The organism is Marinobacter sp. BW6 (genome assembly GCF_008107725.1).
Lineage (GTDB): Bacteria > Pseudomonadota > Gammaproteobacteria > Pseudomonadales > Oleiphilaceae > Marinobacter.
Genome location: NZ_VIRN01000050.1, coordinates 44,074 through 60,490 on the forward strand (window position 1 = coordinate 44,074; position 16,417 = coordinate 60,490).

The following is a 16,417-nucleotide window of genomic DNA, read 5'->3' on the forward strand; positions in this document are numbered from 1 at the left end:
CATGAACAACCTCCATTTCAACCAAGACCTCTGGCTTGCTCTTACCGCAATTAGATCAGTCACTCTCTCCAGTACTCTGTGCTCTGTGGTCTTAGAGACACCCATTCTTGTCAAAAAAGCCAACGTCCCGAAAAGACAAGCCGAATACACTACCTCCTGAGCAACAATACCCGCCGTACTCTTTCCTGATTCACGGCTCGAGTATAAAAACAACGAAGTAATGGAGTGTATCAATGGCTTTTTCCTCCCGCTCTCGGTCAAGGGCACTGTCTCTTGCGATCGCCGCCGCCTCTGTCGGTTTCTCTGTTCCAGTTAACGCCAGCATGGGCAACCTGGGCACCACCTATGGCGTCATGCCGGTGGATGTCGCTACAGCCCAATCCTTATCGATGTTCAATGATCAGGTGTCAGCCACCTATTACAACCCTGCTTACCTCACCAAAGATGAGCGCGGGGAGCTGACGGCTGGCATTCTGCACGCCGAACAAGAACTGCGTTCTGCCAATCCGAATGCCAGTGGCGACATCCTGGCCAACTCGCCGAGCCAGCACGTGCTGATTGGCATGAAAACCAATCTGGGTTCGCTGACTCGCTTCAAGCATCCGATCTATCTGGGCTTCATTGCCGGCGTCGAGAAATACGGTAAGGAAATGCTGGCGTTTGATTCACAGACCACGGAGAACGGCCAGTTCCTGCAGTACGGGAAGGAGCCCCTGTTCCTGAACATCGGTGGCGCTACTCCGATCTGGCGCGGTATCTCCGCCGGTGCATCGGTGCGCGTCACCCTGGATGCCCAGGCAAACCTTGATGCAGTCTCTACTCTGGGTGGCGAGACCAGCCGGGAACGTCTTGCAGTCAATGCCGAACCCTCCCTGAAAACCATTCTGGGCACCAGTATTGATCTGGGCAGCACGTTCTGCCCGGACAGCAACTGCTTCCTGAACGGTTGGGAAACCGCATTCACCTATCGAACGAAATCAGCAGCCTCCACATCGGTGGACTCCAACATCATTGTCACCCAGACCATTCCGGATCCCGGCCTGAGTTTGGCAGTCTCTACCATTGATTCCTTCCAGCCAGAAACCTTCGGGTTTGGCGCTCAATACAAGGGCGAAAACTGGCGGATTGGTGGCAGCGTGGAGCAGCAGAACTGGTCAGAGCTGGAGAACGAGTTCTCCTCTGACACCATCAAGGATCAGCAGTCGGTGTCAGCGGGCAGCCGGATTCAGTTCGACGACGTGCTGATTCCAAGGATCGGCGCCGAGTACGCCCTCAACAAGAACTTTTCCGTGCGGGGCGGCGTTGCCTATGAGGAGTCGCCGCTCAAGTCCACCCGCAATCCGGAGATCAATTATCTCGATACCGACAAGATTGTGGTCGGCCTCGGCCTGAGTGCCACCTACGACCGCACGCGCCTGCTCGCCTACCCCGTCCGCCTGGACATTGGATACCAGTACCAGCAACTGCAAGAGCGGGATTTCACGCTGGTGGATTTTGACGGCAACGAAACGCCTGTTACTGCAGACGGCGACGTTCACGTTGTCAGCGGCTCCATCACCCTGAAGTTTTAAGGAGGGCACGCCATGAAGTACAACAAAACACTGGCATTGGTTCCCGCCCTGTTGCTGGCCGCCTGTGGCGGCAGCGAACAGTCCATGAATGAGAAAGTCTCTCCCGGGTCGGTGGTTTATTCCTATCCCGCCGACGGGCAGCCGGATGTCAGCCCCAAGGCCGACATCGTTCTGCGCTTCAGCCATGCCGTAACCGACGAGGATGCGGATCTGCAAAACAAGATCCTGGTGGAGTCGCAGGGCCAGTCCGTGCCGTTTTCAATAGCCCGGATTGACGGTGGCAGGAGTCTGATACTGTCGCCCTCCTCGAAGCTTGCAAAACTCGGGACCTACACGGTGACCTTCAGTGAACCACTGGCTGCCGAAGGCGGCAGGCAGATCGACACGCCCAATGCCGCAGGCGATGCTGGCATCCAGTTTGAGACCCGAGGGAATTACTCAGGGCCCTCCGCCACTACGAACTCAACCGAGGAGTTTGGTATTGCCTGGCAGGTACCGGCAAACAACAGTCCATTCGAGGCAATGAACTTTTCCACCTTCCGGCTGGCCATGACCCATCCAGTCCATCCCGATTGGGAGGCTCTCGGTGGGTCGATACAGCTCCTGGACGGCAACGGCGAATCAGTCCCCGCGACGGTTCTGGTAAAAGGCAACCGGATAACCGTCGATCCCTGTATGGTCGAGGATCCCAGGGAATGCGGGAGCAAGGACGACGTTCTGGATACCAACCAGACCTATACCCTGAAACTTGAAAACCTGGCCAGCCTGACCTCCCCGCAGGCAGGCAGGTTCAGCGAAGAGATTGAGTTCACACCGCGAGAAACCGGACCCACCGTAGTACTGCAGCAATCTGCCGTTGATTCGGGGCTGGCGGCAGGATCCACGGAAGAGGACGCGACCCGTTCGGTTTTGAATGGCCAGATCATAAACGGCGTCACCCTCAACTCGGTGCTACAGGGTGAAGCGGGCCCCTCTCAGCAAAGCGGCGATTTGTTTGCAGAGTTGGCTTTTGCACCTGCTTTCGAAGCGGACGAAGCACTGCCGTTGCGCATCGCCCGGGGCAGCGTGCTGAACAGCACCAGCCTGGATGTTCTCGTAGGCGGCACAGTTCCCGTTCTGGATGCCGCCACCGGCCAACTCCAGACCACCGGTGACATCAAAGTCACCATGTTGTCAGACGCCTCCGGCTATCTGAGCCCCAACCCCTATACCGACGACCTGAACGCACCACGGCACATCACGCTGTTTATGGATGTTTCCATGAATACCGTAAATGCCCAGCCCAACGCGGCTCTGTCACAGGATCTGATGGGGGTGGAGCTGCGAGGTATCGCCCTGGTTCAGGATGGCGTGCTGACCATCGACGCCATCGGGATGGTGGAACCGAACCTTCTGGGGCAGGAGTACACCGACTCAACCATTGCATTCCACTTGCAGGCAGCCACCGATGCCGACTCGGTGCTGGATGCCGAGATGCTCCGTGAACTGGACAGCACTTCACCGAGCCTGGTCAGCTGGATGCCCGGCCCGGACAACGCCATTCCGGATACGCGCCAGTCCATGCAGCGGCCCGGGGACCCGGTCATTCTGTTCTTTGATGAACCCATTGATTCCGAATCTCTGGCTGACGGGCTTGTTCTTGATGCAAACGGCAATCCACTGACACTGACGGACGGAACACTGGAAGCTTATGTCGACGGAACGGCGGTGGTGATGAACCCAGTCGGGGGCCTGCAACATGGCATTGACTACACATTGAGCATTACCAATGAACTCACTGACCTGGCAGGCAATCCGGCTGCTAGCCGCAACCTGTCCTTCGCGTTACCTGAAACATCTGATGGCAGCGAGGCAGATCCCGCCTCACCTATTGCCCTGACCACCTACCCTGGCTACCCCTGCGCCACCACGGGCGTGGATCTTTCCAGCAGCAGCCATGGCCAGTGTCTGGATGGCGCAGCAGGAGGACCGCTCGGCCAGGTACTTCCCGTCACCAACATGCCAGAAGATCGTCCGATCGTGGTGGTGTTCTCCCAGTCCATGGATTTGGAAACGATTAACGAGAATACCTTTATCGTAGAGAAGGTAACAGACGCGAGCACTCCGGTCGGTGCCGGAGAACCGGTCGCCGGGCGACTTGAGAAGAACAACCAGCGGGTGCGTTTCTATCCGGAGACAGCCTGGGAGGTCGGAGCTCACTATCGCTACACCATGACCTCATCCTCGGCCGCCAATGATTGTTCCGCAGCTATCTGCTCCGAGCAGGGATACCCTCTGCAAACAGACCTGCTGGTAGACCCGGAAGACATCGGCGGTCCGGATATGGCCATCTACTTCCGTGGCAGCGAGTCTGTAAACACAGTCTTTACGCCTCTTCGCAACCTGCCGATACGCGATACCAACTCGAACTACGTCATCGACTGCACAAGTCCGGGGGCCACCGATTGCCTGGAACCCTTCGCCCACGAAGCGGACGGAGCCGGCGGTTTCCTGCCCTCCGCCAATGCAGCGCGTCTCAGAGTTGAAGGCAAGCAGGCCAACGCACTCGGGGTGCCTGTCGGTGCCAGTGTTGGATGCTCGGCGAGTGAGGAATGCCCGGAGAACAAGTTCATCTATCAGACCTATGGGCTCAACACTGAGATCCTGGGTCCGGTCATCGTGAACGAGGAAACGGGACAAACAGGCGTACGAGTTCTGCTCTACCCGACCATGCTTGCCACCACATCAGCCAGTGTCTTTCTGGATGGCTTCGGCGAACAGGCCACCGGCCCCCAGATCCTCCGGATGACCTATGGCACGCCCACTGAAGGCAACCCCCAGGGACTTGTTGAAGGGCTGATCATTGAGGACGAGCAGGGGCGCCCGCAATTCCAGACCACAGCAGATCTGACACTGGATGCGCCAAACCTGTCTCTGCCTCTCGCCCAGGCGCTCTCGCACGACCTGTACAGTAAGCCGTTCACACTGGAACTGGACGGCCCCATCGTCTTCTTCGACGATGGGCGCATGCAGGTAGAACAGCGCAACGCCAATGTGCCGCCTATTGATGTCAACGTGGAAGTGGAGATCCCCCTCCTCGGAGGGGCCATTGATTTCTTCCAGTGTATTGGGGCAGGCAACTCGCTATCCGATTGCCTGAGCGGCTCTGGCACGGATTCGGGCGATATCCAGATACCTCTGCAGATCCCCGAACAGGGCGTTTATCTCAACTTCATCTCGAATCCGGTCAAAGAGATCCCGGCCGAGCAGTAAAAAGCTCTAAAACCTCTGCAAAGGGCCAGCCTTCGGGTTGGCCCTTTTTGCAACGTGGGCAACGGCTGGTTATTTCCCCCTCCAAGTCATTTACTGCTAATCTGGTTGCACATTGAAACCGCTATAGCAAAACAACAATCCTTCAGGAGAGCCCCTTCATGGAAAACGGCACCCACTATCGTACCTGTCACCTTTGCGAGGCCATGTGCGGTGTCGCGATCGAAATGAAGGACGGCCAGATCGCCTCCATCAAAGGCGATGAGAATGATCCGCTGAGCCGGGGGCATATCTGTCCGAAAGCGGTTGCGCTGCAGGATCTGCACGAAGATCCGGACCGCCTTAAAAAGCCCATACGGAAAACCGGGACCGGCTGGCAGGAAATGGAGTGGGCCGAGGCGTTTGACCTGGTCGCCGAAAAGCTCCACCAGACCCGCCAGGACCACGGCCGCAACAGTGTCGGCGTATACCTCGGCAATCCCAACGTCCACAACCATGGTTCTCTGGTTGCCACCATGCCACTGCTCCGGGCCATCGGGACTCAGAACCGGTTCTCAGCAACGTCTAACGATCAGTTGCCGCATATGCTGGCCAGCCTTGAGATGTTCGGGCACCAGGTTCTGTTCCCGATTCCGGATATTGATCACACGGATCTGTTTATCTGTATTGGTGCCAATCCCATGGCATCCAATGGCAGCCTGATGACCGTTCCTGACTTCCGCGGGCGACTCAAAGCCCTGAAACAGCGCGGTGGCAAAATGGTTGTGGTGGACCCGCGCCGCACCGAGACGGCAAAGCTGGCCGACGAGTTCCACTTCATCCGGCCCGGGAGCGATGCCCTACTGCTAATGGCCATGGTGCATACGTTGTTTGAAGAAGGTTTGGTAGATCCCGGCCCGGCCGAACGGCTGGTGAAAGACGTCGACCTTCTGCGTCTGGCCGCCCTCAGCTTCACCCCGGAAGTGGTCAGCGCACACACTGGCATTTCCGCAGAGGACATTCGTGCCCTCACCCGACAGCTCGCCACCACGCAAAAGGCGGCTCTTTACACGCGCATGGGAACAAGCACCCAGACCTTTGGCGGTGTGGCAACCTGGCTGGCCTATTGCCTCAACATCCTGACGGGAAAACTGGACCTGCCGGGTGGCATGCTGTTTTCGCAGCCGGCCATTGATCTGGTGGAGCTTGGCGCCATGGCCGGGCAAAAAGGCCACTTCGGCAAGCGCCACAGCCGTGTGAAGGGATTACCCGAATTCGGCGGAGAATACCCGGCCAGTACCATGGCTGATGAGATGCTGACACCTGGCGAAGGGCAGATCCGGGCCTTTGTCACTGTTGCCGGCAACCCGGTGCTCTCCAGCCCCAACGGGCGGCGTCTGGAGGAGGCTCTGGGCGGGCTCGATTTCATGGTCTCGGTGGACTACTACCTGAACGAGACCACCCGTCATGCCGATATCATTCTGCCGCCTACAGCGGCTCTGGAACGGAGCCACTACGATCTGATTTTCAGCATGTTTGCGGTGCGCAATGTCGCCAAGTACAGCGAAGCACTGTTCGATGCCGGCCCTGAGACCCGTCACGACTGGCAGATTCTACTGGAGCTGGCCCACCGGCTGGAAAAGATCCGAAAAGGCGGGCGGCTGCCACTGCGCCTGGAGTTAGGCTGGCGTGCCTTCAAGCAGATTGGTCCGGACCCGATCCTCGATCTGCTGTTGCGCTCCGGCCCCTATGGCGCCGACGCCGGGCGCGCACGCGGATTGCTACAACCTGCCGTTGATCTGGTCATGGACATTCTGCCGAAGCGACACCCGCTGCGTGGCCTGGCCAAGCTCAGCCCCCTGAACCGCCACTGGCATAAGCTACCAAAAGGACTCTCCCTGAGTGCCCTGAAGGACAACCCGAACGGCGTCGATCTGGGCCCGCTCCAGCCGTCCCTGCCTGAACGCCTGTTTACTCTCGATGGCAAGATCAACCTTGCGCCAAGGCGCTATCTGGACGATCTTGGCAGGCTGCATGAGGCCCTGGCTGCGCCGGTCGGCGACTCCCTGCAACTCATTGGCCGGCGCCATGTCAGGAGCAATAACTCCTGGATGCACAACAGCCAGCGGCTGGTGAAAGGCAAGGACCGGTGCACCCTGATGATTCACCCCAAAGATGCCAGCCGTCTCGGTTTGCAGGGCTCAGACTCGGCAGAAATATCTTCGGAATCCAGACAAATTGTCTTGCCGGTGGAGATTACCGAAGATGTGATGCCCGGCGTGGTATCCATTCCCCATGGCTGGGGCCATGACCGCGACGGCACTGGCCAGTCGGTGGCGGCTGGCCATGCCGGTGCCAGCATCAACGACGTGCTCAGCGACGGTCGAATTGATCCGCTCTCCGGCACTTCCGTATTGAATGGACAGCACGTTGCTGTCAAAGTCTGGCGCCCGGAGCGCCAACGCAAACGGGCCTGATTCATAAAAGGAGCCGAAAATGCCCCAATGGCTGCAGTGGAGTCTGATTATTGCCGGTCTGATCGCCATCGTTCTGCTGGTGGTATTCATCCGGCGTCAGATGGGATTGCTTTCGGAAAATCGCAAGCGGCAAGCCAAGGCCGAAGAGTTCCAGACAAACCGCAGAAAAGACATGATCCGCAGTGTTCATGTCATTGCGATGGCCGTCGAAGAAGACCAGATCGAGTACTCGGAAGCCTGCCTGAGGCTCAAGGGCCTGCTGGACCACATTGCTCCAGAGTTACTGGAGCAATCGCCTTTCAGGGTTTTCCAGGAGGTGCATGATCAGCTGCAGCACATGCCCACGCACCGGGCACGGCAGGCAACAGAAACGAAGTTCGTGGATAAAATGGACAAGGAACGGTTTGAGGTTGAGCAGAAGCACGCTGATGCGATTCGCCGCGCAGCAACAGCTATCCGACACCACTCTTTTCCCCGTTAGCACTGGCGATCCGGTGCAAAGTGCAGCTGGTCAGACCTTATTTTTGTAACCGTTTGTAACAGGAAAAGCGACAGGAAGAGCATTTTAACTCATAAAATCAAATGGTTCGGGCAACTTGAAAATCTGACACACCGCTCATTCCTTCCCATCTACAACTGTTGACTTTTCTTTTCTCCCGAAGAGTCTAAATTAAAAACAGGGAGGCACCTATCATCTGCGGAAGGTGCCACCTGACGTTGTTTTCTCCCGATAAGTTTGGACGACTCTGCAATAAAGCGGGTGAGCTTGCCGGCCTTGGGGCCGGCTTTTTTTGACGTAGATTTCCGAGAAAGGCCGCCTCGCCTGCTACTGGCTCATCATACCGGCCATAGCCATGACGCTGTCCTTGCTGTTTACCAGCTCATCAAACTGCTCTTCAACCTGCTCCCGATTGAGCCCCAGCTCGTCGTAAAATGCCTGACTGACGTCCTCTCCCGCACCCAGAGCTACGCCCCGGGCGGTTAACAGCTGGCGGCCCAGCCATAACAACCGGGCATAGACGCTGTGGGGGCCGTCATAGTGCGGATTCTTTTGGTAACGGATCGCCAGGGTGACCTCGTCGGGCATACCCCAGTTCTCCATCAACTGGGCAGCAATCTGTTCCCGGGTGATGCCAAGAAAATAATGCTCGGTGACTGAGGAATCGATATCAGGATTTACTTCCAGGGAACGGCAAACCAGCTTGAAATGGGGCGGAAACACCTGTGCCAAAACCAGATGACCAAAGTTGTGGAGCAGGCCGCCAAGGTACGCAAGACCGAACACCGGCCGCTCGCCCCGGGGCATCATGCTGGCCAGAATGCCGGCAGACTGGGCCTGCCAGATTGCCTGTTGCCAGTAATCCACGTAGCCGTCCGGATGATCCTGGGGCTGCTTGAGTGCCCGCCCAAGGGAAAGCCCCATTGCCAGGTTCATGACCAGATCAAATCCGAGCACCCGGGACACCGCGTCGTGCACCGACTTTACCTGGCCGGCAGCAGCGTAGAACGAGGATGACGCCCAGCTCACAACCTGCGCCGCCAGACTCGGATCGCTCTCGACAATATCCACCAAATCGCCCATGACAGCGTTAGGGTTGACCCGAAGATGAATAATCCTCTGGGCGGTTTCCGGCAAAGGCGGCAGCTCCAGGGTATCTTCCAGGCGTTGCTGTATTCTCAGGCCGGTAAACTTCTTGATAGCGGAATGAAACTGATCCCGGTCCTTACCGTGATCATCAAGATTCACGTTGATGGATTCCGGCGCAACGGCGAAAGAGCGCCTGTCGGCCTTGGCCGTGAGGGCCAGGAAATCCTCAGCGGGCATGACCATCGCCAGATTCTGCTCGCCCAGCTCCAGGGCGACCGCTGGCAGGTCATCCACGCGATCATCCACCACGGTTGGCCAGCCTGTCAGTGATGGCAAGGCCGGGAGCGCCTTGAGGCCAGCCCTTTCCCGAACGCGCAACTGTTCGCGGCGCTTCATCAGGCGCAGGTCACGACCCAGCTGCTTGTTCAGCTGTTCCAGGTCAATCAGATCGTCGCGGCGGCAGATTACCTGAAGGTTGCCTTGCTCATCACTGAGCAGAACCATTCGTAACAGTTCTTTCTGGCTCGCCTGGGCCGCATCCCTAAGGGATACGCCGGCTGCGGTCTCACCCAGAGCCTGCTGAACTGCGACAGGTAATTCCATAAATTTCTCCCGAATGTTGCTAATTTCCGTCGGTTGATCCGAGTTCGAAAACGACCGTTACTCCAGTATAGGGCAAAGAAACGCCCCTGCAGTTGATCAAACTCTATTTCCAGGCAGCTTTCATACGCATTAGGCGAGAGAATGGACGTAGTCAAACATCGCCGTAGCGCGTTCTTTCACCAAGCCACCGTCGAACCAGTGCCTGGACAATTTCCGGATGATTCATCAGGCCGGGAGCCATTTCCCGAACTGGCTCAATCCAGCCCTTGTCGCGTTCAAAGTCCGCCAGCCGAAACTGCATCATACCGGTTTGTCGGGTGCCCAATACTTCGCCAGGCCCCCGTATCTCCAGGTCTTTCTCGGCGATAACGAAGCCATCCTGGCTGTCCCTGAGCGCCTGCAGCCGGGCCTTGCCATTGGACGACAGCGGCGGGTGGTACATCAATACGCAGAAGCTGGCCTGTTCACCGCGACCAACACGACCGCGAAGCTGATGCAACTGGGCCAACCCCAGGCGTTCCGGATTCTCGATGATAATCAAAGACGCGTTCGGAACGTCAACCCCGACCTCAATGACCGTGGTAGCCACCAGCAGATCCAGTTCGCCGACTTTGAACTGCTCCATCACCGCCACTTTTTCCTGAGCCCTTAGCCGCCCGTGCACCAGCCCCACTTTCAGGTCCGGCAAGCGCTCGGCCAGCTCCTGAGCAGTGACCTCTGCGGCCTGGCACTGCAGGGCTTCGGATTCCTCAATCAGGGTGCAGACCCAATAGGCCTGTCGACCTTCCTGGCAAGCGCTGCGAACCCGTTCGATGACATCTTCTCTGCGGCTGTCGGGAATCACAATGGTTTCAATCGGCTTTCGTCCCGGAGGAAGTTCGTCAATAACCGAGGTATCCAGGTCTGCATAGGCACTCATGGCCAGGGTACGGGGAATCGGCGTTGCCGTCATGATCAGCTGGTGCGGTGCCAGCGAGCCGCCCACGCCCTTTTCCCGCAGGGCGAGCCGCTGGTGAACACCAAAACGGTGCTGCTCATCCACGATCACCAGGGCAAGGCGGTGAAACTCGACATCGTCCTGAAACAGAGCGTGGGTGCCAATAACGACTCCTGCATCACCGGAATGGACTGCTTCCAGCGCTTCAGCTCGGGCCTTGCCTTTTACCTTTCCGGATAGCCACGCGAGGCGAATACCCAGGGGCTCCAGCCAGGTCCGAAAATTCTGGAAATGCTGTTCTGCGAGGATTTCAGTGGGCGCCATCAGGGCTACCTGAGCGCCGGCGCCAATGACCTGCAAAGCCGCCAGCGCCGCCACAACCGTTTTGCCTGAGCCGACATCGCCCTGGACAAGCCTGAGCATCGGCAGCGGCTGGCTCAGATCCTGACGAATGTCGGCCAGGACATGACGCTGGGCGCCGGTGAGCGCAAACGGCAGGGAATCCAGGAAACGCTCGGGCAAATCCCCCGTGGGAAGGAGCGGGAGCGCTTCACGGGCCTGAATCTGCTGGCGCACCTGCAGCAAACTCAGCTGGTGCGCCAGCAGCTCTTCCATCACCAGTCGCTGTTGCGCCGGGTGGCGCCCTTCCATCAGCAGGTTTACAGGCGCGTTGGCAGGAGGAGAATGCACCAGTTGAACAGCTTCGGTGATTCCGGGCAGCTGGTATTCGGTCAACAGATCCCCAGGCAACCAGTCACGAATCGGAAAGCGCTGGAGATAGCCCAGGGCCTGCTGGCACAGCGAGCGAACACGGGGCTGCTGAATCCCCTCGGTCAGAGGGTAAACCGGCGTCAGGGTTGCCTCGCCCTCCGCCGGCATGGGCGGCGGATTGACCTGGTACTCGGGGTGGTAGAACTCGTAACCCGCGCGCCCGGGGCGCACCTCGCCGAAGCAGCGAACCTTGGCGCCCTCGCTCAACTGGTTTTTCTGGGCCGCATTGAAATGAAAAAAGCGCATCACCAGAAAGCCGCTGCTATCCCGGAGGGTCACCTGCAAGCTGCGTCTGCGACCCATGATCAGGTCCGCTTTCATAACCTCCCCTTCCACCACTGCCACATCACCGATGCGAAGACTTCCCATGGGGATTATCCGGGTTCTGTCTTCGTATCGGTGCGGCAGGTGAAACAGCAGGTCCTGCAGGGAGATGATACCCAGCTTGGCGAGTTTTTCCGCCAGGGCGCTTCCTACGCCCTTGAGCTGGGTGACCGGAATGTCATCCAGTGACGTCATAGGCAGACTCAGGCGCTTTCGGCCACAACCGGCGTATCCGTTTTCGCCTTCTCAATGACCCGGCACTGACTTGCAGCCAGAGAAAGCACATCAATAGCCTTGGGCCGCGGGAAGGTAACCCGCCAGGCCAAAGCCACCGTTCGGAACGGCACCGGGGGCGCAAACGGACGCACTGCCAGGATGTCTTCATGATACTGCATGGCAGTGGCAGCCGAGAGCGGCAACACCGTAATACCCAGGCCGGAAGCCACCATATGGCGAATGGTTTCCAGGGAACTGCCTTCGGTTACCAGGGCTGGAGACCCGTTATTCGACCTGTGTGTCACCGCCTCCACCAGTGGTGGACAGGACTCCAGAACCTGGTCCCTGAAACAGTGGCCCGGCCCCAGCAACAGTAATTGCTCCTTGGCCAGTTCGTCAGCGGTCAACTGCTCCTTACTGGCCAACGGATGCCCGGCCGGCAGCAGAACAACAAACGGTTCATCGTACAGCGGCAGGGTGACGACCTCCGGCTCCTCAAACGGCAGGGCAATGATAATGGCGTCCAGCTCGGACTGCCGGAGTTTCTGCCTCAGGTTCGCGGTGTAGTTCTCTTCAATGTATAGGGGCATCTCCGGGGCGGCACGCCTGAGTTCTGGCAACAGATGCGGAAACAGATAGGGGCCAATAGTGTAGATGGCACCTACCTTCAGGGGTGAATTGAGCTGGTTCTTGCCATCCTGGGCCATGTCCTTGATCAGGCCGACCTGGTCAAGGACGCGCTGAGCCTGTTCAATAATGCGCAGCCCGGTTTCGGTGACACGGATGCTGCTTTTGCTTCGCTCAAAGAGCGGTATACCGAGCTCGTCTTCCAGCTTTTTAACCGCAACACTGAGCGTTGGCTGGCTGACATGGCAACGCTCTGCAGCCCGGCCAAAATGCCTTTCGCGGGCCAGCGTAACGACGTATCGTAACTCGGTGAGAGTCATGGTGAGCTCCGGTCAGAAAGATGCGGGTCGAAGTTTCACTAATTTATGAGGTAAAGCATAAGGATTGAAATTGTCTATGGCAATCACTGAACGTAGTATCGCGCCTCGAATTCTGGTGGCCGGTTGCGGCAAACTCGGTGGCGCTATTGCCAGTCGGCTGACAGCCTCAGCCACCGTGTTCGGCCTGCGCCGGAACCCGGACCGTGTTCCCGGCGGCGTTCACGGCATCGGCGCAGACCTGACCCGGCCAGAAACCCTTACCGGTAAACTGCCAGAGGGTCTCGACATCATGATCTACTGCCTCACGCCCTCCAGCTACGATCAGCAGGGTTATCGGGATGCTTACGTGACGGGCCTGGCCAATTTGTTGGCCGCCCTCGGTGATCAATCACTGAAACACCTGTTCTTTGTGAGCAGCAGCAGTGTCTATTCACAGGATGACGACAGCTGGGTGGATGAGTCCAGCCCCACCAGGCCGGCCCGGTTCAGCGGCGAACAGGTTCTGGCCGGCGAGCAGACCGCACTGGAAAGTGGCCACCCGGCGACTATCATCCGATACAGCGGCATTTACGGGCCTTCACGGCGGCGTTTTCTTGAGGAGGTCCAGGAGGGACGCATGAATCCGACGAAGCCAGCACCGTTCAGCAACCGGATTCATGAGGAGGATGCAGCAGACGCGGCGACCCATCTGGTGGAGCTGGCACTTTCGGGAGCGACACTGGAAACCTGTTACATTGCCAGCGATTGCGAGCCGGTCAGGCTTGATGAGGTGGTGGAATGGGTGCGGCAGGAAACGCCCTGTGCCAAGCCGCAGCCCGATGCCCGAAAAGGCGGACGAGCCGGCAGTAAACGCTGCAGCAACAAGAGACTGCTGAGCACCGGGTTCCGGTTCCGCTATCCGGATTTCCGGGCTGGCTACCGTGCCATGATCGACCGGGGCTAACGCTTTGACATTAAAAAAGGCGGCCTGGGCCGCCTTTTATATCAATTCCGGTTTCATCAGGCCTTAGCTGAGCACCATAACTGCTTCCATTTCAATGGGCACACCCTTGGGCAGAGCTGCGACACCCACAGCAGCGCGAGCCGGATACGGCTCCTGGAAATAGGTGGCCATGATCTCGTTGACCGTGGCGAAGTTCGCCAGATCGGTCATGTAGATGTTCAGCTTCACGATATCCTTCAGCTCGCCACCCGCAGCTTCGCAAACAGCCTTGAGGTTATCGAATACCTGCCGGGTCTTGGCAGCAAAATCGCCGGCGACCACTTCCATGGTTTCCGGTACCAGCGGAATCTGGCCAGACAGGTACACGGTATCCCCCGCCTTTACCGCCTGGGAATAGGTGCCGATCGCCTGGGGCGCATTCTCGGTCTGAATTACGGATTTGTTGGTCATGACCCTTGGTTTCCTCTCTTCCAAAACGCCAATCGTCGCCCTTGCGTAGCGCGCCTGTCAACCGGGCTTTGGTCGGGTTCAGTGCCTGACGCGGCTTATATGGGTAATCGCACGAATGTTGCGAATCCGTCGCATGACGCGAGCCAGATGTCGACGCCCATTGACGTGCACTACGAGACTGACAACGCCAAAGCGGGCATTCTGCTCCTCAACGTTGATGCGCTCGATGTTGCCGTCAGCCATGGCCACGGCATTAGCCATCTCGGCAATCACACCGCGCTGGCGCTCCAGCTCTACCCGCAATTCCACGGAAAACTCATCGGTGATGTCCTTGGCCCACTTCAGATGGGTCAGACGCGCTCGGCCCTCGTCATCCTCCGGCAAACGGGAGCAGGTATCAGAATGAATCACCATGCCTTTGCCGGAATCCATCACCCCGACGACCGGGTCCCCGGGAATCGGCTTGCAACAGCTGGCGAACCGGACCAGAAGGCCCTCGGTGCCACGAATGGTCACCGGGCTGTGGTTGCCACCCTCAATATCCCTTGGCGCCTCACTGGCTTCAGCAACCTCAGAGCCGCTGGCAAGCTGACGGGCAACCAGATAGGCCATCCGATTACCCAGGCCGATATCACTTATCAGATCATCAAAACTGTTCACCTGATTGTGATTAACCACCGCCTGTTTCTGGGCATCGCTGATTTCCGAAAGCTTGGCACCAAAGCCCTTCAGGGACTTTTTCAGCAGTGTGCGGCCCAGCTCCAGCGACTCCGCTCGTTTCTGGCTCTTAAGCACATGGCGAATACTGCTGCGCGCCTTCCCGGTAACCACGAAACTGAGCCACGCCGGGTTAGGACGGGCACCGGGTGCAGTAATGACCTCCACGGTCTGGCCACTCTGCAGAGGCTGACTCAGCGAACCAAGATTGCGGTTGATACGACAGGCGACGGTGGCGTTGCCTATATCCGTATGGATGGCATAGGCAAAGTCCACCGGCGTTGCCCCACTGGGCAACTCCATGATGCGGCCCTTGGGGGTAAACACGTAAATCTCATCCGGGAACAGGTCTACTTTTACGTGCTCGATAAACTCCATCGAGTCATCGGCCCGTTCCCGCATTTCCATCAACCCCTGGACCCATCTATCGACCTTGGCCTGATTAACACTTGTCACACTGCTGGGCTCGTTCTTGTACATCCAGTGCGCCGCGATACCGTTATTGGCGATATGTTCCATCTCCTCGGTACGGATCTGGATCTCAATATTCACGTGCATACCAAACAGGGTGGTGTGGATGGACTGGTAGCCATTGGCCTTGGGCATGGCTATGTAGTCCTTGAACCGGCCCGGCAGGGGCTTGTATAGACTGTGCACGGCGCCCAGGATGCGGTAGCAGTCATCTTCGGTGTCGGTGATGATCCGGAAGGCATAGACATCCATGATTTCATGGAAGGACTTCTGCTTGAACTTCATCTTGTTGTAGATGCTGTTCAGGTGCTTCTCCCGACCCAGGATCCGTCCCGGCAGGCCTCGCTCTTCCAGCTTCTCCTGCAGTTTGCCGCGAATGTCCTCGATGATTTCCCGATGGCTGCCACGGAGCTTATCCACCGCCTTGGAAATATACTTGGAGCGCATTGGATACAGGGAGGTAAAGCCCAGATCCTCAAGCTCGGTGCAGATGGAGTGCATGCCCAGACGATTTGCGATGGGGGCGTAGATATCGAGGGTTTCGGTGGCAATACGCTGACGCTTCTCATAAGGCATGGGGCCGAGGGTTCGCATGTTGTGCAGCCGGTCCGCCAGCTTCACAAGAATCACCCGAATGTCCCGCGCCATGGCCAGGGTCATCTTCTGGAAGTTTTCAGCCTGAGCTTCCGCCCGTGAACGAAACTCAATCTGGGTCAGCTTGCTGACCCCGTCCACCAGCTCCGCCACGTCGTCTCCGAACTGTTCCGCCAGAGCGTCCTTGGGAATGCCGGTGTCTTCGATCACATCATGGAGCATGGCTGCCATCAGGCTCTGATGGTCCAGCCGGAGATCGGCGAGGATATGGGCGACGGCCAGGGGGTGGGTGATATACCGGTCGCCGCTTTTGCGCATCTGACCCTCGTGGGCCTGCTCGGCATAATAATAGGCCCGTCGCACCTGATTGATGCGATTGGTATCAAGATAAGAACTGAGCTCTCGAGCCAGTCCCTCAACCGTAGCCTCTGCCGACACCGCGCCTCCACAACTTCATGAAATTCAGGGACAAAAAAACCCGAATGCACGCATCCGGGTCCTTCCATAGTCCTTCCAGCAACGTTCTATAGCTACACTATAAAACCGCGGGGACAGATTTCAATGCTTCTCACTTGCGGAC

Annotated in this window: 10 protein-coding genes; 5 read left to right on the forward strand and 5 right to left on the reverse strand. The window is 58.0% G+C overall.

Annotated features, from left to right (window positions below):
- Window positions 1–233: 233 nt before the first annotated feature.
- The 4 genes from aupA to FMN52_RS04500 all read left to right on the forward strand — a co-directional run bounded on the left by aupA (window position 234) and on the right by FMN52_RS04500 (window position 7,757).
- On the forward strand, window positions 234–1,571 hold the full coding sequence (gene aupA / locus FMN52_RS04485; RefSeq protein ID WP_148607508.1) for an alkane uptake protein AupA: 1,338 nt from the start codon (window positions 234–236) through the stop codon (window positions 1,569–1,571).
- Between the two features lie 12 nt (window positions 1,572–1,583).
- Window positions 1,584–4,823 (forward strand): Ig-like domain-containing protein, encoded by a 3,240-nt coding sequence (locus tag FMN52_RS04490; RefSeq protein WP_148607509.1) that lies wholly within the window; start codon window positions 1,584–1,586, stop codon window positions 4,821–4,823.
- A 158-nt stretch (window positions 4,824–4,981) separates the two neighbouring features.
- Window positions 4,982–7,276 carry a molybdopterin-dependent oxidoreductase gene (locus FMN52_RS04495; RefSeq protein ID WP_148607510.1) on the forward strand — a complete coding sequence of 765 codons (2,295 nt, stop codon included), beginning with the start codon at window positions 4,982–4,984 and terminating at the stop codon, window positions 7,274–7,276.
- 19 nt (window positions 7,277–7,295) lie between these two features.
- A complete protein-coding gene (locus tag FMN52_RS04500; RefSeq protein ID WP_148607511.1) occupies window positions 7,296–7,757 on the forward strand; it encodes a DUF2489 domain-containing protein in 462 nt (153 codons plus the stop codon).
- A 345-nt stretch (window positions 7,758–8,102) separates the two neighbouring features.
- Here FMN52_RS04500 and FMN52_RS04505 read toward each other — a convergent pair whose 3' ends face one another.
- From FMN52_RS04505 to FMN52_RS04515, 3 genes are all read right to left on the reverse strand, one after another.
- Window positions 8,103–9,467: an HDOD domain-containing protein gene (locus tag FMN52_RS04505; RefSeq protein WP_148607512.1), complete on the reverse strand. Its 1,365-nt coding sequence runs from the start codon at window positions 9,465–9,467 to the stop codon at window positions 8,103–8,105.
- Between the two features lie 151 nt (window positions 9,468–9,618).
- Window positions 9,619–11,694, reverse strand: coding sequence for an ATP-dependent DNA helicase RecG (recG, locus tag FMN52_RS04510; protein ID WP_148607513.1), 2,076 nt, complete (start codon window positions 11,692–11,694; stop codon window positions 9,619–9,621).
- An 8-nt stretch (window positions 11,695–11,702) separates the two neighbouring features.
- On the reverse strand, window positions 11,703–12,662 hold the full coding sequence (locus tag FMN52_RS04515) for a hydrogen peroxide-inducible genes activator (RefSeq protein WP_148607514.1): 960 nt from the start codon (window positions 12,660–12,662) through the stop codon (window positions 11,703–11,705).
- Between the two features lie 76 nt (window positions 12,663–12,738).
- Between FMN52_RS04515 and FMN52_RS04520 the strand changes: the two genes are divergently transcribed.
- Entirely contained in the window at window positions 12,739–13,605 is an 867-nt protein-coding gene (locus FMN52_RS04520) for an NAD-dependent epimerase/dehydratase family protein (RefSeq protein WP_148607515.1), read from the forward strand.
- A gap of 63 nt (window positions 13,606–13,668) precedes the next feature.
- Here FMN52_RS04520 and FMN52_RS04525 read toward each other — a convergent pair whose 3' ends face one another.
- Both FMN52_RS04525 and FMN52_RS04530 read right to left on the reverse strand, forming a co-directional pair.
- Window positions 13,669–14,055 carry a RidA family protein gene (locus FMN52_RS04525; RefSeq protein WP_064228391.1) on the reverse strand — a complete coding sequence of 129 codons (387 nt, stop codon included), beginning with the start codon at window positions 14,053–14,055 and terminating at the stop codon, window positions 13,669–13,671.
- A gap of 78 nt (window positions 14,056–14,133) precedes the next feature.
- Window positions 14,134–16,275, reverse strand: a complete 2,142-nt coding sequence (locus FMN52_RS04530; protein WP_148607516.1) for a RelA/SpoT family protein — start codon at window positions 16,273–16,275, stop codon at window positions 14,134–14,136.
- Between the last annotated feature and the right edge of the window lie 142 nt (window positions 16,276–16,417).